This window comes from Chryseobacterium sp. RU37D (genome assembly GCF_900156075.1).
GTDB lineage: Bacteria > Bacteroidota > Bacteroidia > Flavobacteriales > Weeksellaceae > Chryseobacterium.
Map to the genome: position 1 here is coordinate 1 of NZ_FTMM01000002.1, position 18,057 is coordinate 18,057.

Annotated in this window: 18 protein-coding genes; 14 read left to right on the top strand and 4 right to left on the bottom strand. The window is 35.8% G+C overall.

The window, feature by feature from the left end:
- Nucleotides 1-148: 148 nt before the first annotated feature.
- From BW926_RS00955 to BW926_RS01000, 10 genes are all read left to right on the top strand, one after another.
- Complete coding sequence (locus tag BW926_RS00955; protein WP_076443529.1) at nt 149-1,675, top strand: helicase HerA-like domain-containing protein; 1,527 nt, start codon at nt 149-151, stop codon at nt 1,673-1,675.
- Between the two features lie 162 nt (nt 1,676-1,837).
- Nucleotides 1,838-3,061 (top strand): 3'-5' exonuclease, encoded by a 1,224-nt coding sequence (locus BW926_RS00960; protein WP_076443530.1) that lies wholly within the window; start codon nt 1,838-1,840, stop codon nt 3,059-3,061.
- A 240-nt stretch (nt 3,062-3,301) separates the two neighbouring features.
- Nucleotides 3,302-4,501: a diaminopimelate decarboxylase gene (lysA, locus tag BW926_RS00965; protein WP_179077967.1), complete on the top strand. Its 1,200-nt coding sequence runs from the start codon at nt 3,302-3,304 to the stop codon at nt 4,499-4,501.
- Between the two features lie 76 nt (nt 4,502-4,577).
- Complete coding sequence (locus BW926_RS00970; protein WP_076443532.1) at nt 4,578-5,063, top strand: hypothetical protein; 486 nt, start codon at nt 4,578-4,580, stop codon at nt 5,061-5,063.
- Between the two features lie 147 nt (nt 5,064-5,210).
- On the top strand, nt 5,211-6,653 hold the full coding sequence (gene miaB / locus BW926_RS00975; protein ID WP_076443533.1) for a tRNA (N6-isopentenyl adenosine(37)-C2)-methylthiotransferase MiaB: 1,443 nt from the start codon (nt 5,211-5,213) through the stop codon (nt 6,651-6,653).
- Nucleotides 6,654-6,709: 56 nt separating this feature from the next.
- Nucleotides 6,710-7,141: a hypothetical protein gene (locus BW926_RS00980; RefSeq protein WP_076443534.1), complete on the top strand. Its 432-nt coding sequence runs from the start codon at nt 6,710-6,712 to the stop codon at nt 7,139-7,141.
- Nucleotides 7,142-7,224: 83 nt separating this feature from the next.
- A complete protein-coding gene (locus BW926_RS00985; protein ID WP_076443535.1) occupies nt 7,225-8,514 on the top strand; it encodes a sigma-54 interaction domain-containing protein in 1,290 nt (429 codons plus the stop codon).
- Between the two features lie 9 nt (nt 8,515-8,523).
- Entirely contained in the window at nt 8,524-9,213 is a 690-nt protein-coding gene (locus BW926_RS00990; RefSeq protein ID WP_076443536.1) for a DUF4013 domain-containing protein, read from the top strand.
- Nucleotides 9,210-9,731 carry an LptE family protein gene (locus BW926_RS00995; protein ID WP_076443537.1) on the top strand — a complete coding sequence of 174 codons (522 nt, stop codon included), beginning with the start codon at nt 9,210-9,212 and terminating at the stop codon, nt 9,729-9,731. Before BW926_RS00990 ends, BW926_RS00995 begins: the two co-directional genes overlap by 4 nt.
- A gap of 1 nt (nt 9,732) precedes the next feature.
- Entirely contained in the window at nt 9,733-11,655 is a 1,923-nt protein-coding gene (locus tag BW926_RS01000; protein ID WP_076443538.1) for a hypothetical protein, read from the top strand.
- 214 nt (nt 11,656-11,869) lie between these two features.
- Here the strand turns inward: BW926_RS01000 and BW926_RS01005 are convergent, their stop codons facing one another.
- From BW926_RS01005 to BW926_RS01020, 4 genes are all read right to left on the bottom strand, one after another.
- Entirely contained in the window at nt 11,870-12,478 is a 609-nt protein-coding gene (locus BW926_RS01005; RefSeq protein WP_076443539.1) for a DUF4126 domain-containing protein, read from the bottom strand.
- Nucleotides 12,479-12,651: 173 nt separating this feature from the next.
- Entirely contained in the window at nt 12,652-13,026 is a 375-nt protein-coding gene (gene rnpA, locus BW926_RS01010) for a ribonuclease P protein component (protein ID WP_076443540.1), read from the bottom strand.
- A gap of 154 nt (nt 13,027-13,180) precedes the next feature.
- Nucleotides 13,181-13,906 (bottom strand): tRNA threonylcarbamoyladenosine dehydratase, encoded by a 726-nt coding sequence (locus tag BW926_RS01015; protein WP_076443541.1) that lies wholly within the window; start codon nt 13,904-13,906, stop codon nt 13,181-13,183.
- Nucleotides 13,899-14,525 carry a TatD family hydrolase gene (locus BW926_RS01020; RefSeq protein ID WP_076443542.1) on the bottom strand — a complete coding sequence of 209 codons (627 nt, stop codon included), beginning with the start codon at nt 14,523-14,525 and terminating at the stop codon, nt 13,899-13,901. The genes BW926_RS01015 and BW926_RS01020 overlap by 8 nt, the downstream gene beginning before the upstream one ends.
- A 97-nt stretch (nt 14,526-14,622) precedes the next feature.
- Here BW926_RS01020 and BW926_RS01025 point away from each other — a divergent pair, with 97 nt between their 5' ends.
- The 4 genes from BW926_RS01025 to coaBC all read left to right on the top strand — a co-directional run bounded on the left by BW926_RS01025 (nt 14,623) and on the right by coaBC (nt 18,042).
- Nucleotides 14,623-15,252: a TetR/AcrR family transcriptional regulator gene (locus BW926_RS01025; protein ID WP_076443543.1), complete on the top strand. Its 630-nt coding sequence runs from the start codon at nt 14,623-14,625 to the stop codon at nt 15,250-15,252.
- Nucleotides 15,253-15,355: 103 nt separating this feature from the next.
- A complete protein-coding gene (locus BW926_RS01030) occupies nt 15,356-16,351 on the top strand; it encodes an outer membrane protein assembly factor BamD (RefSeq protein ID WP_076443544.1) in 996 nt (331 codons plus the stop codon).
- A 41-nt stretch (nt 16,352-16,392) separates the two neighbouring features.
- Nucleotides 16,393-16,716, top strand: coding sequence for a DNA-directed RNA polymerase subunit omega (locus tag BW926_RS01035; protein WP_027378789.1), 324 nt, complete (start codon nt 16,393-16,395; stop codon nt 16,714-16,716).
- Nucleotides 16,717-16,839: 123 nt separating this feature from the next.
- Nucleotides 16,840-18,042, top strand: coding sequence for a bifunctional phosphopantothenoylcysteine decarboxylase/phosphopantothenate--cysteine ligase CoaBC (coaBC, locus tag BW926_RS01040; RefSeq protein ID WP_076443545.1), 1,203 nt, complete (start codon nt 16,840-16,842; stop codon nt 18,040-18,042).
- The last annotated feature ends 15 nt before the right edge of the window (nt 18,043-18,057 follow it).

Consider the following 18,057-nt stretch of genomic DNA (forward strand, 5'->3'; position numbering starts at 1 on the left):
TACTGATGAGTTCCAGATTATTAGTTTTTTAAATTGCAATCCAAAATTGCTAATTTTCTTGGAACTTTTTTGTCTAAATAAGTTTAAACAACTTCTAATGATAAATATTTTTCAAAAACTTTTATATTTATAAATTAAAAAAAATCAAATGGCAGACAAAACACAATTCATTGAGGAATTAAATGCGAGATATACTCCCAAAGGAGATCATATTATATTAGGAAAAGGAATGCTCAACGGGGAAGTAATTCCGGAAGTTAACGTTACGATTCCTTTGAAAACGATTAACCGCCATGGGCTTATTGCCGGAGCTACAGGAACAGGGAAAACCAAAACATTGCAGGTTTTTGCAGAGCAGCTTTCTCACCAGGGGATTCCATCATTGGTTTTGGATATCAAAGGAGATTTTTCCGGGATAGCAGAGGCAGGAAAGGAAAACCCGGCCATTCAGGAAAGATATGCAAAAACACAATTGCCTTACAATCCGCAGGCGTTTCCGGTGGAGCTGATGACCATCTCCGGCGAAAGGGGAGTGAAACTAAGAGCTACTATTACAGAATTCGGTCCAGTTTTATTAAGTAAAATATTGCAATTGAATGAAACCCAACAAAGTATCATGTCAATTGTTTTCAAATATTGTGATGATAAAGGGCTTCCTTTAATTGATTTAAACGATCTCAAAAAAGTCCTTCAGTATGTCACAGAAAACCCGCAGGGAAAAGTTGAGCTTGCTTCCAATTACGGTTCAATTGCTTCTGCTTCTCTGGGGGCTATTTTACGATCAATTGTCGCTCTTGAGCAGCAGGGAGCTTCCAGCTTTTTCGGAGAATTAAGCTTTGATGTTCACGATTTGCTTCAGACAAGGGACGGAAAAGGAGTTGTAAATATTCTAAGAGTAGCAGATATTCAGAGTAAACCACAATTGTTTTCAACTTTTATGCTTTCTCTTTTTGCAGAAATCTACATGACTTTCCCGGAAGAAGGGGACAGCGGAAAACCGAAACTTGTATTGTTCATTGATGAGGCTCATTTGATTTTTGATGAATCTTCAAAAGCTCTGGTTTCCCAGATTGAAACGATGGTAAAGCTTATCCGTTCCAAAGGAGTCGGAATTTATTTTATTACCCAGATTCCGGGAGATGTGCCAGAATCGGTGCTTTCTCAATTAGGGTTAAAAATCCAACATGCCTTAAGAGGCTTTACGGCGAAAGATAAAAAGGAAATTTCTAAGGCGGTAGAAAATTATCCCACAACAGAATTTTATGATGCTTCTACTTTAATTCAGAACCTTGGTATCGGGGAGGCTTTTGTAACAGCTCTGGACGAAAAAGGAATTCCTACGCCGTTGGTTCACACCTATTTAATCTCTCCGGAATCAAGAATGGATGTTTTGGATGATTCAGAAATCACGGAGCTTACCAGCAAATCTGCTTTAGTGGCTAAATACGAGAAGCTTATCGATAATGAATCTGCTTACGAGATTTTAGTAAAAAGAATGGAACAGGCGGTTGAAAATTCGGATCCGTCTCAAAAAAGTCGCCCTGTAAAAGAAGAGCCGGGTATGCTGGAGCAGGTGTTAAAAAGCAGCGCAGGAAGAACTTTCGCTAACACTTTGATGCGTGAAGGGGCAAAAGCGATTTTGGGAATGCTCGGGCTTGGTGGAAGGAAGAGGTAGAAGATGGTGTTTAATTATAAATTTTTCTTTATTTGTTTGGCCGTATTTCCACGGGCTTTAGTTTTGTGATATAATTTTTGCTATTTTAGCAGAATTGCCTTTATTTGGTGAGCAAATTCTGGCTGATTAAAAAATAATGAAAAGAAAGTTGTATAAATTTAAATGTATTCAATAATTGATATAGAAAGTAATGGTGCAGGTTACAGAAAAGAATGCATTATAGATATTGCCATTTACAGATATGATGGGCAGAAGATTACAGACCAGTTTATCTCATTGGTAAATCCTGAAAGTGACATTACACCTTTTGTGCAGAAATTGACCAGCATTACACCAAAAATGGTCAAAACTGCTCCGAAATTTCATGAAATAGCCCGAAGAATTGTAGAAATTACAGAAAATACAACTTTAGTAGGTCATAATATTGATTTTGATTATCGAATGCTTCGCCAGTCTTTTCAAAGGCTTGGTTATGACTTTAAAATCAATACGTTAGATACCATTCCTTTAGCGAAAAAACTGATTCCGGATGAGGTAAGCTATTCGTTAGGAAAATTGGTGAAGTCACTAGGGATTCCTTTAACCAATCATCACCGTGCGGAAGGAGACGCTCGTGCGACTTTGGAATTATTCAAACTTCTAATCTCTAAAGATACCGAAAACGAGATCATCCAAAAGCAGCATGAGGAAACCAATTCGAAGACTTATATCAACAAGATCAAAGAGCTAACGCAAGACCTTCCTAACGAAAAAGGCTTTATATATTTCCAGAATGAAGGAGGGAAAATCATTTTTTCTGATCATGTGCAGGACATTAACAAATTTTCAAAAAAAATTTTTAATTCCAAGTCCAAAAAGTGGGAAACTATTCAAAAAGAGACTGAGCAGATTAATTATGAGCTTACGGGCACTGATGTTATTGCTAAATTAATTTTAAATTCCAAAGGAATCAGAAAGAGAGAAATCCTTTCTTTCGGGCTCTACTACAGGAACAGTAAATATATTGTTGAGAAAAACAAGCTAAATAAAACGGAAAAACCCCTCCTTAAATTCCGATCTTTTACGCAAGGCTCAAAAGCCGTTCAGTTTATAGGTAATATTGCGGTGTATAATGACATTGATGTCTTTATGCAAAAAATTGAATTCAGGAAACGCAACGAGCTGTGGCTGGGACAAGGCCGGAAATTAGGTGAAAAATTATTCTTAATCATTGAAAACGGCAAAGTCGTTTCTTATGGCTTTTATGAACTGTTTACTCAAATTCAGACCTTAAGCAAGCTTTCAAAGCTCAAAATCGATCTGTTTTATCAGTCTGCAGATTTGAATAATGAATTGCAGCTGGCCTTGCTTCGTGGTGATTTTGAGACGCTTCCGTTACCGAAATAATTAATAAAGTTATTTCCTAAATAATTACTGTCATTAGAACTTCAGAGGTAAAAAAGATGTTTTATGTAATTTGCAAATATTAAAATTCGCAGGATAAAACACTTTTAAAACCACTTTAAAAGCACATTGTTCTTTTAAGATAAAGAATTTAAGCATAATATTCCGTCTGTTTGATTTTAAATTAAAACAATTTCTTACTACCTTTGCATTTCCTTTTAACGATAAGTTTTTTACTTAATTATGAATTCAAAAGAATTATTAAAGATTGCCAATGAGTTTGGTACACCGGTGTATGCTTATGATGCAGATTCGATTAAAAATCAATATGAAAAACTTACATCTTCTTTTTTAAAACATACAAAGTTCTTTTATGCAGCGAAGGCATTGACAAACATCAATATTCTTAAGTATGTCAGGAACCTGGGTGCTTCTTTGGATTGCGTTTCTATTAATGAAGTAAAACTTGGCCTGAAAGCAGGATTCCCGAAAGAAAAAATATTATTCACACCCAATTGTGTAGATCTTGCAGAGATTGAGGAAGCAATGACGTTTGGAGTGCATATTAATATTGATAATATCTCGATCCTCGAGCAGTTTGGAAATAAATACGGCAATACGTACCCGATTCTGGTAAGGATTAACCCTCATATTTTTGCCGGAGGTAATTATAAAATTTCGACCGGCCATATCGACAGTAAGTTCGGTATTTCCATCCACCAGGTGCGCCACATCGAAAGAGTGATGAAATCTACTAACCTTAACGTAGAAGGGCTTCACATGCATACAGGAAGCGAGATCAAAGACGCTGATGTTTTCCTGCAGGCTTTAGATATTATGCTTGAGCTTTCTGAGCATTTCCCGAACCTGAAATATCTGGATATGGGAAGCGGCTTCAAAATTCCTTATCAGGACACTGAAGAAGAGACGGATGTGAAAACTTTGGGTAAAAAAGTAGAAAAAGTAATTTCAGAATTCTCAAAATCTACAGGCAAAAAGTTTGAATTGTGGTTTGAGCCGGGAAAATTCCTGGTAGGGAAGAGCGGGTATTTATTAGTTAAAGCCAATGTGATTAAACAAACAACAGCAACTGTTTTCGTAGGGGTAAACTCTGGGTTTAACCACCTGATCCGCCCGATGTTCTATGATTCTTATCATGTCATTGAAAATTTATCCAACCCTAAAGGTGCTGAAAGAATATATACGGTAGTCGGAAATATTTGTGAAACAGACACTTTTGCGTGGGACAGAAAGCTGAATGAGGTAAGAGAAGGTGATATTCTGGCATTCCAGAATGCAGGGGCTTATGGTTTTGAGATGAGTTCCAACTTTAATTCGAGATTAAAGCCGGCTGAAGTTCTGTATCTGGACGGAAAAGCTCATTTGATCAGAAAAAGAGATGAATTTGAGGATCTTTTAAGAAATCAGATTGAGGTATTGTAAAAAAATAATTAAAAGAAACTTCGCTGTAAGGCGAGGTTTCTTTTGTTGTAATTTTAATTAATTTAAAAATAAAATCATGAAAACACTGGCGTTATTTTTAGGGCTTTTTGTTTCAAATTTGGTGTTTGCGCAATTCGATGTAGAAGAAAGGGATGATAATTTTATTACAGAAAACAACAAAAATATTCTTAAAATAGATATCAAGGAGCCGCTTTTGCAGGTTGCAGTAAAGAATTGCAACGATTTTAAGGCTGCGAATTTTGAAGGAGGTATTCCTGCATATAAAGAAATGCTGAGGAAATATATGTATGACTATCTGAATACAGAATTTTATGTCCTGAATGGTGATTTTACATTTACAATGACCATTGATCAGACAGGAAAAGTCACTAATATCGAAGGCTCCCCAAAAGTTGAAAACAGCCAGATTTTCTTTGATGATATGAAATATGTCGTAAGAAGAATCAAGAAAAACTGGATTCCCGCAAGCTGTAATGGGCAGCCGATAACTTCACAGATTAAAATTAAAATGAATCTGTCTGCGATTGCGACGGATGTTTAAAATATTTATTATCTTGAATTAATTAAAAAAAACTGGCCTGCCATTCTGGCACAATATTTTGTATCTTTGCAAATTCAAGAAGTTCAGAATTTAAATAGCAAGTAGAATCCTTGAACTTTAAATATTGAACCTTAAACAGATACTACCGTGCAGGAAAAATATATAGACGAAACAAAACAGGGAGAAGCTTTTGCGATTGCAGAAAAAGCGGGAAACTCTAAGAAATTATTCTTGGAAAGCTATGGCTGTCAGATGAATTTCTCTGATTCTGAAATCGTTGCATCAATTCTTAATGAGCAGGGATATAATACCACTCTTAAAGCTGAAGAAGCAGATCTTATCCTTTTAAATACATGCTCAATCCGTGAAAAAGCTGAGCAGACCGTGAGAATGCGCCTTTCCCAGTTCAAAAACCTGAAAAAAGGAAAACCAAACATGACGGTTGGAGTTTTAGGCTGTATGGCTGAAAGACTGAAAACCAAATTCTTAGAAGAAGAACAATTGGTTGATCTTGTGGTTGGACCAGATGCTTATAGAGATTTACCTAATCTTTTAAAGGAAACCGAAGACGGAAGAGATGCCATCAATGTAATTCTTTCAAAAGAAGAAACGTATGCGGATATCAACCCTGTCCGATTGGGCGGAAACGGTGTTACAGCCTATGTAACCATTACAAGGGGTTGCGATAATATGTGCACATTCTGCGTTGTGCCATTTACAAGAGGAAGGGAAAGAAGCCGTGACCCGCATTCTATCCTGGAAGAGTGCAAAGATCTTTGGAACAACGGATACAAGGAAATTACCTTATTAGGACAAAATGTAGATTCTTACCTATGGTACGGAGGCGGCCCGAAAAAAGATTTTGCCAAAGCATCTGAAATGCAAAAAGCTACTGCTGTTAATTTTGCTCAATTGCTTGATTTAGTGGCTAAAGCTGTGCCTGAAATGAGAATCAGATTTTCAACTTCCAATCCTCAGGATATGAGCCTTGATGTGTTCAGAATGATGGCAAAGCATGAGAATATTTGTAAATATGTTCATTTACCGGTTCAAAGTGGAAGCAACAATATGCTTACAGCGATGAACAGGCAGCATACCCGTGAAGAATATTTAGATTTAATTAAAAAAGCTAAAGAAATAGTTCCTGAAGTGGCATTTTCTCAGGATATGATCGTTGGTTTCTGCAACGAAACCGAAGAAGATCACCAGGATACCTTAAGCCTGATGAGAGAAGTGGAGTATGATTATGGCTATATGTTCGCCTATTCAGAAAGACCGGGAACTCCGGCGCATAAGAAAATGGAAGACAATATTCCGGTAGATATTAAACAAAGACGTTTAGCGGAAGTTATTGCTTTACAAGGCGAATTGTCTAGAAAACGTATGAAATCTTATGTAGGAAGAGTTCATCAGATCTTAATTGAAGGAACCTCCAAAAAGAACGAAAACCAGTGGAAGGGAAGAAACTCTCAAAATGCTGTATGTGTTTTTGATAAGCTTGAAGGACAAAAAATTGGTGACATTGTGGATGTTTTTGTATTCGATAACACCCAAGGCACACTTTTGGGGGAAACAGTACACAATAACTAATTTGGCTTTTAGCCTATATTTAATAATTATTATCAATAGTAAAATAAACTCAGACAATGGAAAAATTTCATAAATATTGCCTAAGTGTATTGTTGGTAATAATCTGCAGCAATATTTCGGCGCAGATCAGTAATGAATCTGTTGATAATGAGGATTGTAAGCAGTTGTACGAGCTGTACAGCCGAATCTTGAACTATGATTGCAGCACTTCACCGGAATTTTGCATAAAGAAAGATTCAAAATGCCATTTGGCAATTCACAGCAGACAGAACGCAGGTGATATTATTGGAAAAATATTTCCTGGAAAACCCGAATTTAATTTATTTAAAAATAAAGAAGGAGCCGTTTTTTCACAAAAACAAAAGCATCAGCAGCTTCTAATGAATTTCGAAAAAAACAGCGAAGAGAGTGTCTTTGCACCTATTTTATATTTTAAAACTAAAGTTTCAAAGGTTAGAAACAAAGATTATTTGGATGTAATTGGTTAAAAAACTAAAAAAAATTTAAACTAATTAATGATTCTGCAGCATATAAATGCAGATGTAAACTTAAATCAATAATCTATTTACTTATGAGCAACGAGCTTCAAAATATAAAAAACCGTTTCGGAATTATCGGAAATTTTCCGGCTTTAAATCGTGCGTTGGAAAAAGCAATCCAGGTAGCACCTACAGATATTTCAGTTTTAGTGATTGGGGAAAGTGGTGTAGGGAAAGAATTTATCCCAAAAATCATCCATTCAGAATCCAAAAGAAAACATCAGCCTTATATTGTGGTTAACTGCGGGGCAATCCCGGAGGGAACTATCGATTCTGAACTTTTCGGCCACGAAAAAGGTGCGTTTACAGGGGCTACGGCCACGCGAAAAGGATATTTCGAAGTAGCTGACGGTGGAACGATTTTCCTTGATGAGGTTGGAGAATTACCTTTACAGACGCAGGTTCGTCTTTTGAGGGTTTTAGAAAGCGGTGAATTCATGAAGGTAGGTTCTTCTCAGGTTCAGAAGACCAATGTGAGAATTGTGGCCGCTACCAATGTCAATATGATGAAAGCCATTCAGGACGGGAGGTTCCGTGAAGATTTGTATTACCGTCTGAATACGGTTCAGATTGATATGCCCCCTTTACGAGAAAGAAAGGGAGATATTCATTTGTTATTCAGAAAGTTTGCTATAGATTTTGCTGAAAAATACAGAATGCCGGAATTGGAATTAGAACCAAGTGCTGTTCATTACATTGAAAATTATACGTTTCCCGGTAATGTCCGCCAATTGAGAAATCTGGTAGAGCAGATGACGGTGGTAGAGAGAAACCGACACGTTATGGTAGAAAAATTAGCTGAATATATCCCAATGGATGCCCATTTGCCAATGGTGGTTAACCAGCCGAACAGCCAGAAGCAGTCCGATTTCAGCAGCGAAAGGGAAATCATGTACAAAATTCTCTTTGATATGCGAAATGATATCAATGATTTAAAATCGTTAACTTCAGAGCTGATAAAGAACCGCGGAGCTTCTGATCTTAGCAGCCATGAGAAAAACCTAATAAACAGGATTTATACTCCTGAAACACAGCAGAATATGGCACCAAATTCTTTATTGTATTTTGAAAATAAAAATGATACACCTGTCATTCAGAATCCAACCATTATTTCAAGTCCTGAAAACAGCTATGAAGATATTGAAGATATTGAAATTGAAGAAAACAGACCAGAATCTTTGTCTCTTCAGAATAATGAAAAAGATTTGATTATCAGGGCATTGGAGAAACATAAGGGCCGCAGGAACAAAGCCGCGGACGAGCTGGGAATTTCGCAAAGAACATTATACAGAAAAATAAAACAATATAACTTAGAAGAATAAAAATTAAGGATGAATTTTGATTTAATAACAAGCAAAGGTTACAATTTCAACATCGGAAAATATATTTCTGAAGGATTCGAATTATTTAAAAAAGATATGGGAGGCTTTATTCTCGCGACATTGCTGGCCATAGTAATGAGCATCATCCCTTTCTGCGGAATTCTGGCTCTGGGAAATTTTTTCAGGATCTGTAAAAAAGTAGACGAAGGTCAAAAATTAGAAGCCGGAGATATTTTTGATTTTACTGACTTTTGGGTGTATTTTAAATTCTTCATCTTATTGATTGCTGTAATATTAGTATTGATGATTCCTGTACAGATTTCATTAATCCCGCTTATCGTTGCAACAAAAGAAGGTGATCATTTGGATCCTGCAATTTTAATGGGAGGTATGGGAATCTGGATTATTCTTTATATTTTGTTTTTAGTTGCATTCAGTGTGTCATTTTACTTTGTACAGCCTCTTATTTCCATTTACAGGATACAGAGTGTGAGACAGGCTTTTTCGCTTTCATGGGGAATTGCTAAGAAGAACTTTTTAATGATACTTCTTTTCACTATTGTGGTGGGGATCATTGCAGAATTGGGGATTTTGGCCTGCGGGTTTGGATTATTTTTCACAATTCCGTTGGGTATCTGCATTAAATATGTTAGCTTTAAAGACGTTTTGGAAACACAGAATCAAAAAGTGGGTTTATGAGTAAGATAAAAATTGTTTTTGGATTTATTATTCTTTCATTGTTTCATCAGTGTTATTCTTTCACGGGGTCATCTCTTACGGATGAGAAAACCGTGCAGATCAACGAGTTTCCAAACAATGCCGCTTTGGTAAATCCTACTTTATCTCAGCAGTTTTCTACCGATATTCAGAACCGGTTTTTACAGAGAACTACTTTAAAAGGGACCAAAGAGAACCCTGATATCCTCATCGAAGGGGAAATTACGGATTATTCGATCACGCCGACCACAATCAGCTCCAATACAGTTCCTACCAATTCCGGAGGAACGATTCAGGAGTCACAAAATAAGCTGACCATCACCGTGAAGGTACATTATGAAAATAAGCTTCACCCTGATGTAAGTTTTGACAGAACGTATTCTGATGAGGCGGTTTTCAACAGTAATCTTTCACAGTCTGAGATAGAAAGCTCTCAGGTAAAGATTGCAACAGACAGGATTATAAATAAAATATTTAACGATATTGTAGCGAATTGGTAAGATGAATCATAGAGTTTTAGAATTATTAAAGGCCCCGAAAAACATTCAATCAGAGGATCTCGATCTTCTGAAAGAGGAAATTAATTCTTTTCCCTATATTCAAAACATCAGGGCTCTGTACTTGTACGGAGTTCACCTTCATGACAAAGAAAATTACCAGAAAGTACTTTCTACAACAGCGGCTTATACTACGGATAAAAAGATACTTTATCAACTGATTAATGGTAAAATTCAGCAAAAGCCAATATCGAAGATACTGTCTGAAACTATAAAGGAAAAAACAATTCCTGCAGAAAACCCGCTAAAACTCTTACAAAAAGCGAAGCTTACCAATTTCCCGATAAAAAGGGTAGAAGAGCCGGCAGGTGAAGCACGACCTGAAAGGATAGAAGAGCTGAAAACTAATGAAATTCAGCTTAAAGAAGAGGCTAAACATGTTTATGTAGATGGAGAGCGCAACAGGATTTTGTTTGAAGGAGAAGAAAGCTTCTTAAATGATAATGATGTAGAAACAATTGATCTTGAATCTACATTAGAATCCGGATCTATTGTGACTCAAAAAATAGAGAAAAAGCAGGAACCGGAAAATGTTGAACAAACTTCGCAATTCACGCTAGAAACTATTATTGAAGAAAAAAATATCAATTCAGAGTCTGAAAAAGAAACTGTTAATGAAATAAGAAAAGAGGAAAAAAACACAGAATTTACCTCTGAAAAAATAATTAATGAAGATGAAATTTCTTCAGAAGAAGGAGAAAAATCAGTTCGCGACGATGAAGAATTAAGTTTCCACAGAATGGAGTCCTTCATGCCGGATGTAAAAATTCAGGCCAATAATTCTGAGAATGTAAAAGCAGAAATTCCTCAGTCGGGCTTTAATAAAAATGAAGAGGAAATGCGCCGCCTGATAGAAGAGGTAGAGAAAAAAATGAAAGAAAAAGCGGCTTCTCAGAAGATCAAAAAAAGAGAAGAGCCGGAAAACACAGGCCACGACATCAGTTTTGCTGAAACTCAAAGCTTTGAAGTAAAGCCTGCCGAACCAGAAATTAGAAAAGAAGAAAAAAAGGAAAAGCTCCAAAATGTTCTGCCTGAAAGTAAGGATTTACAAGATAAAAATAATGAAGCAGAGCCATCAATTACACAAAAGACGGAAGTGAAATCTTCTTGGAAACCTATGTCTTTTGAAACGAATCTTCCGGATTCCCTGATTAATAAACCTGTGGAAAATCCTCAGCGCAAAATTGAAACCGAAGCTCCGAAAATTGAAACTCCTCAACCGGAAACACCCAAAGCAGAAATTGTAAAAGAAAAAGAAATTCTACCCGCAGTAGAAGCAATTCCCGAACTAAAGGAAGATAAGTCTGAGGAAATTGAAGATAATAAAGAAAGTCTTCAAGTACATAAAGAAGTCCCGAAAACGGAGGCTGAAAAGAATGATGTGGCCGTAATGAATGTTTCTTTCTTCGGCTCCGGATGGACGCTTTCACAACCTGAAAAAGAAGCTAAAGAAGAAGAAAGACTGGAAGAAAAAACGGGAAAACCAGCTTCTGAAGCTCCCAGATCAAACACCATTGATAGTAATGTTCCCGGATTTATCAATACTTGGCAGAGCTGGCTGAAAATCGAGAGGACTGCAGAAGTGGAAAAGGAAAAAGCCGAGATTAAGGTCAAAGCCATTGAAGCTTTTATTGAAAATAATCCGAAGATCAGCCAGTTAAAAGATGAAGTTAATTTTGTTGTTAAAGAGAAGAATGATGATATTTCACACCTGATGACTGAGACTTTAGCCAATTTGTATTTTGAGCAGAAACTGTACATAAAAGCCATTAAAGCATTTGAGGCTCTTATCAAAAAAACACCGGAAAAAAAAGAATATTACGAAGGTAAAATTCAAGAAATAAAAGACTATAGAAGTAAAGGATAATGAATATATTTGTAATTACCCCGTTTCAAATAATTTTTGCGGCTATTGCAATCGCCGTTTATACATTTTGGCAATTATGATTTCACTGAAAAACAAAGCCTATCTTATATTGGTTTTATTTCCTTTAATCGGAGCTTTAGGATAGTCGTTCAAAATATTTAACAAAAACATGACAAATTGCTGTTAAATAGGCGAAAAATTCCTTTATGAAGTTTTAAGTATGGTCAATTACATCTTTATTACGTTTGAATTTCCGCAAGGCTTTTTGTCCTACTAAAATCACGAGTATCACTAAAACGAGAGCAAAGATTCCGGCTATAATTGGTGTTGTCATTGCTAAGACAGACATAATTCCTGCTCCTGCTGTTTCCGTGGTTCCGACCACAGAATTTCCCAAACCGCCTGTGGTTGCAGTAGAAACTGCTCGAATTCCAGCAAATCCCGAGCTTATGGTTGCCGCTGTTCCACCTCCTGCAATCAGTGCCAATGCCCATTGGGGGAATGTTCCCAAGTCTGCAAACTGGCTCGCAAATAATACAGAACCCGCTACAGTAGCCATTGGAACTGAAATGGTATCTAATAAATGATCAATAAAAGGGATATAATATGCTAAAATCTCAACAGCGGTTGCTATTCCGGTAGTGATAAGCGTGGGAAGCCCAGCAAGCCATTCAAAGCTTTCATTCATGGGAATCCAATGAAGGTAGGATGCTAAACTCACCGCAAACATCGGAAGAAAAACCCGGAATCCGCTGGCCGCAGCAAGGCCAATACCGATAAAGGTACTCACTATATAGGGTAAATAAGGAACGTTGTCTAACATATTAATTTTCAGATTAGTTTGTTTAAAGTTACAAAAAAATAAATCTTCAAAGTGTAAAACCTTTTCAATGATCTGAGCAAATTTATGTAAGTTCAGTTAAATAAACTCTGTGTAATCAGTAAAATCCGCGGGCAACATTATTCCCATATTTTTCACAGGACATATGATAAAAATCAAGACTTCTTCTGAGCCTGGCAAAGCTTAATAAACTGCGTTTCCACATCCTGAAATTTTTCCGGCATTTCCGGGGAAGCCCAGAAAAGCATAGCTATTGTTTTATTACCAAAAGCTTCTTTGAAAAGATCTTTATTTAAACGATAACATTCCCTCAAAAGCCTTTTTATACGATTTCTGTGAACAGCTCTTTTAAAATATTTTTTAGAAACTGAAGCTGCAAACTTTGTGCTTTCAATGGGAGCTGCAGGCTTGTCTTTAAGGATGATAATTCTCAAATTCCCATTCTTTCTCCATTTACCTTTTTCAAAAAGTAAAGAGATTTCGGTATTTTTTTTGAATTTTTCGGCTCTGGGATATTTGAAGTTTGTCATTTACTGACTGTAAATATAAGAGTTAATTTTTATTTGTTCGAAATGCTTCTACAGGCTTAGCATGACATTTCTAATACTAACGGGCTTATGAGCAGTTAATTTGTCGCCATGTCACCCTGAGCCTGTCGAAGCATCTTATAATGTTTTTGAAAACTTAATCTTTTTTTACCAAATGATTAATAACTTCTGCAGCAGCATACAACCCGAAAATAGCAGGAATAAAGCTGATCGTTCCGTAAAAAGATTTCTTAAAATTACTCCCATCGGTCATTTTCAGGCTTTCTTCCTTTTGAATTTCATTGGAAAAAACACAGCGGATCCCTTTATTGATTTTCTCTTTCTTTAATCTTTTTCTTACCTGTTTTGCCAGAAAACAGTTATGGGTTTTACTGATATCTCTTACTTTTACCATACTTGGATCTGTTTTTCCACCGGCCCCCATTGAGCTTACCACTTTTATTTTTCTTCTTCTTGCTGCAATTAATAATTTAAGTTTTGGTGTTACACTATCAATACAGTCCAGGATATAATCAAAATTCCCTTTATCAAGGATTTCATCCATTCTTTCGGGGTTCAGAAATTCATTAATTTTGGTTAAATTAATTTTTGGATTAATATCTAAAAGCCTTTCCGCTACAACTTCTACTTTATGCCTTCCAATGGTTGAGTGTAAAGCAGGTAATTGCCTGTTAATGTTGGTGATATCAACGGTGTCGCCATCCACGATCGTCATATTTCCAACTCCGGCTCTCGCAATAAATTCGGCTGCAAAAGAACCTACTCCACCCAAACCTACAACAAGAACTGTCGCTTTATTCAACTTTTCTAAGCCTTCTTCCTTGATTAGAAGCTCCGTTCTTTCCAACCAGTATTTATCCATTTTTAATTGTTTCTAAATTTTCTGAAATTTGTTTATTTAAATTTTCCAAAGAAATTCCCTTTATTTCCGAAACTTTTTGATATAAGGTTTTAATATCGAAATCGTCATTATCCGATTCTAAAAATATTCTGTTTAAAGGAGTAATTTTCAAAATATTCTGCAAAGATAAATTATACAAAACCGCTTTTCCAAAACTCAGATAAAAATTATTTTTAAGCAGGTCTTCTGCAATATTTTGTTTTTTATTAAATCCATGAATAATCAGGGGTCGTTCGGCATATTTTTTAAATGAAATCACTTCATAAAATTTCCTTACACAATGAATAATAATCGGTTTTTTTACATCATTAGCGAATTTTATTTGCTTTAAAAAAACTTTTTCTTGAATGCTTTGATCAGTTTGCACTAAAGAATCAAGGCCGCACTCACCAATCGCAAAACAATTTTCATTCATATTTGAATGGAACCAATCGAATTGACTCTCAAGATCATCCACGTTAATATCTTTCGGATGGATCCCGATGGAGTATGTGAAATCTGTCGGAGCGGTTTCTATGTCGAGGTTGTAGATTCCGTTCGTAATATTTTTTTTATGATGATGAAAATCAAAAAATTCCATTTTCAAAAATACTATTAATTTATAATTAACGCAGATTTCTTAAACAAACGTTTATAAATATGTTAAAAATTTCTTAACTTTACTCAAACGACAATTTATGAAGAAAAAATTTACAGAAAAACAAATACATATTTTAGATATTGCTGAAGAGCTAATTGCAAAGAAAGGTTATGAAGGCACTTCGGTGAGAGATATCTGTTCCAAAGCCAATATCAATGTCGCAATGATCTCTTATTATTTTGGTTCCAAAGAAAAAATGATGTCTTATCTCTATCAGTACAGGGTATTGAAAACCAGAGAAAAATTTTCAGAATTTTCAGATACCATAAAAGACGGCAAACCGGAAATGCAGATGAAAGAAATTATTAAATATATTGTAGGACAGTTGTTTAAATATAATTATTTTCATGGTTTTGTTACACAAGAGCTGCGTCACACAGAAAATTTAAAAGATGAGCTGTTGGATTTTTATCAGTTGTTTGTCAAAAAGCTGGACGAGGTGATCAAAAAAGGGGTTGCTTCAGGTATTTTTACATTTACTCCAAAGCCTGAGGATGTTCTTACGACAATTATAGGCTCTACCTTATTCGTGATCCGGAACAGGAATTTTTATGAATTGTATGTTCCGAATAAAAATGAAGAAACGTACGTTAAAGAAGCAGAAAAAAAGGTGAGGATGAATCTCTTAATGAGTGTTTTTGCCATTTTGGGATACGCTGCAGACTAAAATTACGTTAAATAATCATAAAAAAAAATCTATTGACAAAAAAGTTATATTTTTGCAAATTAGTAAATCGGCTGTATAATCCGAAAACTGTTGAATTTTTTATATGAAAAAATATATTTTAGGTCTTTTTGCTGTAGCTGTAGTGGCATCATGCGTGAGTCAGCAGGAAAAAGCAATGAAAAGTGCTGATAAGAATTTCATCTTGAAAGTGGCTAATGAAAACTTCGCTAAAAAGAAGTGGAAGAATGCTTTGGCACTTTATGACAGGCTCCCAAATCTGGTTGCAGGAACGGATGATGCTCCGAACGTAGTTTTCAATTCTGCGTATGCCAACTATTATGATAAAAACTATAAATTGGCAGGCCACCAGTTTAAAAACTTCGCGATAAGTTTTCCTCAGGACAACAGAAAGGAAGAGGCAGCATACATGTCGGCATTATGCTACTATGAAGGGTCGATGGATTATAATCTGGATCAGTCTAGTACAGAGTTGGCTATTAATGAACTACAAGACTTTTTAAATAATTATCCTAATTCAGAAAGGTCAAAAAATATCAATACTCTTATCGAAGAATTGTCTTATAAGCTGGAGTTTAAAGCTTATGAAAACGCAAGGCAGTACTTTAGCATGGGTGATTATAAAGCTGCAAATGTAGCATTGGAAAATGTACTGGAAGATTTCCCAAGTACAAAGCTTCGTCCTAAAATCTACGACTATATTGTAAAATCACGTTACGAGCTTGCTACAAAGTCTGTTTACGACCTTAAAGATGAGCGTATTGAAAGTGCATTGGCCTTCACAAGACAGATTGAAAAAGAAATGCCCAATACGGATGTTACAAAAACGGCCCTGGATCTTAGGCAAAAGCTTGAAAAAGAAAAGAAGGATTTCGTAATTGTTAAGAAAAATACAGAAGCAAGACTTGCTGCTTTAACAGAAAGACAAAAAAAGATCGAAGCACAAAACGCTTCAAAGGTAAAAAAAGATCAGCAAATGAAGGACCAAGTAGACGCTGAGAAGAAAGCAATGCAGATCCAGAGGGATAGTGCAGCAATTAATACACCTCCACCGGCAGCGACTTTCAAAATTCAAAGATAATTCGTAAATTTGCGAACTTAAATAAAATTAATATTCTCAAAATGAGTGTAAAAGATACAAAAGCAGAAGTAAACACGATTACTTACGATAAGGATAAGATTGAAGACAAAGTAGGTTCAATCTACGAAGCGATTGTTATCATGGGAAAAAGAGCAGAGCAGATCAATGCAGAAATTCGTACAGAATTACACAATAAGCTTGATGAGTTTGCTGTTCATAATTCTACATTAGAAGAAGTTTTCGAAAACAGAGAGCAGATCGAGATCTCTAAACATTACGAAAAGCTTCCAAAACCAACTTCTATTGCAATTGAAGAATGGTTAAATGAAGACATCTACTTCAGAAAAACTGAAGAAAGAAAATAAAATTCAATATGTTTTTTATATATAAAGGTCATAAAGGAAATCTTTTCTTTATGACCTTTGTTGTTTAAATGGGTTTGTGAGAAAAAATAAGTAATTTAGTATTCTTAAAAAAATTAAAACTAAATGAGTCTTTCTGGGAAAAAAATTCTCATCGCGATTTCTGGCGGGATTGCAGCTTATAAAACACATTTTCTAATTAGGGATTTTGTGAAGAAAGGTGCAGAAGTTCAGATAATTATGACTCCTGATGCAGAACATTTTGTAACTAAGCTGAGTATTTCCACTTTATCCAAAAAACCCGTTTACACAGATTTTTACAGTGATAACGGAACCTGGAACAGTCATGTAGAAATAGCTTTATGGGCAGATGTAATGATTGTTGCTCCTTGTACAGCCAATACTTTGGCCAAAATGGTCCATGGAATGTGTGATAATCTTGTAATTGCAACCTATATGTCAGCAAAATGTCCCGTGTTTATAGCTCCGGCAATGGATTTGGATATGTATGCACACCCTTCTACAAACAAAAATTTAGTGTTGGCAGAAAGCTACGGTCATATTGTTATTCCTGCCGAAAATGGAGAATTGGCCAGTGGATTGACCGGGCAGGGAAGAATGGCGGAACCGGAAACCATTTCTAAAGCGGTTGAAGATTTTTTTGATTCAAATGTTCAAAAAACATTGAAAGGGAAAACCGTTTTAATTACGGCAGGACCTACTTATGAGGCAATCGATCCGGTAAGATTTATAGGGAATCATTCTTCGGGGAAAATGGGGTTTTCCCTGGCAGAAGAGGCTTCTAAAAGAGGGGCGAAAGTAATTTTAATTTCCGGGCCGAGCTCCCAAACCATAAATGATAGAAATGTTGATCTGCATAAAGTAACTTCTGCAAAAGAAATGCTCGCCAAAGTCTTTGAGTTTTACGATAAAATTGACATTGGAATTGCCAGTGCCGCTGTTGCAGACTACTCTCCTAAGGATGTGGCAAAAGAAAAAATCAAAAAAGATGATGAAAACCTGATGATTGAGCTGATCAAAAATCCGGATATCCTGAAAACAATGGGTGAGAAGAAAACCCATCAGTTTTTGGTAGGATTTGCTTTGGAAACACAAAATGAAGAAGAAAATGCAAAAGGGAAATTAGCCAAAAAAAATCTGGATATGATCGTACTGAATTCTCTCCGTGATGAAGGTGCAGGTTTTAAAAATGATACCAACAAAATAAAGATATTCACCAAAACGGAAAAGAAAGAATTTGATCTGAAATCCAAAGATGACGTGGCAAAAGATATTTTAGACTTCGTTGAGGCTCAACTTTTAAAATAATTTTAATAAATTTCC

Bases quoted from the DNA above. Each gene is read 5' to 3' on its own strand.
- BW926_RS00955 (WP_076443529.1), top strand. From the start codon at position 149: ATGGCAGACAAAACACAATTCATTGAGGAATTAAATGCGAGATATACT.
- BW926_RS00960 (WP_076443530.1), top strand. From the start codon at position 1,838: ATGTATTCAATAATTGATATAGAAAGTAATGGTGCAGGTTACAGAAAA.
- lysA (WP_179077967.1), top strand. From the start codon at position 3,302: ATGAATTCAAAAGAATTATTAAAGATTGCCAATGAGTTTGGTACACCG.
- BW926_RS00970 (WP_076443532.1), top strand. From the start codon at position 4,578: ATGAAAACACTGGCGTTATTTTTAGGGCTTTTTGTTTCAAATTTGGTG.
- BW926_RS00980 (WP_076443534.1), top strand. From the start codon at position 6,710: ATGGAAAAATTTCATAAATATTGCCTAAGTGTATTGTTGGTAATAATC.
- BW926_RS00985 (WP_076443535.1), top strand. From the start codon at position 7,225: ATGAGCAACGAGCTTCAAAATATAAAAAACCGTTTCGGAATTATCGGA.
- BW926_RS00990 (WP_076443536.1), top strand. From the start codon at position 8,524: ATGAATTTTGATTTAATAACAAGCAAAGGTTACAATTTCAACATCGGA.
- BW926_RS00995 (WP_076443537.1), top strand. From the start codon at position 9,210: ATGAGTAAGATAAAAATTGTTTTTGGATTTATTATTCTTTCATTGTTT.
- BW926_RS01000 (WP_076443538.1), top strand. From the start codon at position 9,733: ATGAATCATAGAGTTTTAGAATTATTAAAGGCCCCGAAAAACATTCAA.
- BW926_RS01005 (WP_076443539.1), bottom strand. From the start codon at position 12,478: ATGTTAGACAACGTTCCTTATTTACCCTATATAGTGAGTACCTTTATC.
- rnpA (WP_076443540.1), bottom strand. From the start codon at position 13,026: ATGACAAACTTCAAATATCCCAGAGCCGAAAAATTCAAAAAAAATACC.
- BW926_RS01015 (WP_076443541.1), bottom strand. From the start codon at position 13,906: ATGGATAAATACTGGTTGGAAAGAACGGAGCTTCTAATCAAGGAAGAA.
- BW926_RS01020 (WP_076443542.1), bottom strand. From the start codon at position 14,525: ATGGAATTTTTTGATTTTCATCATCATAAAAAAAATATTACGAACGGA.
- BW926_RS01025 (WP_076443543.1), top strand. From the start codon at position 14,623: ATGAAGAAAAAATTTACAGAAAAACAAATACATATTTTAGATATTGCT.
- BW926_RS01030 (WP_076443544.1), top strand. From the start codon at position 15,356: ATGAAAAAATATATTTTAGGTCTTTTTGCTGTAGCTGTAGTGGCATCA.
- BW926_RS01035 (WP_027378789.1), top strand. From the start codon at position 16,393: ATGAGTGTAAAAGATACAAAAGCAGAAGTAAACACGATTACTTACGAT.
- coaBC (WP_076443545.1), top strand. From the start codon at position 16,840: ATGAGTCTTTCTGGGAAAAAAATTCTCATCGCGATTTCTGGCGGGATT.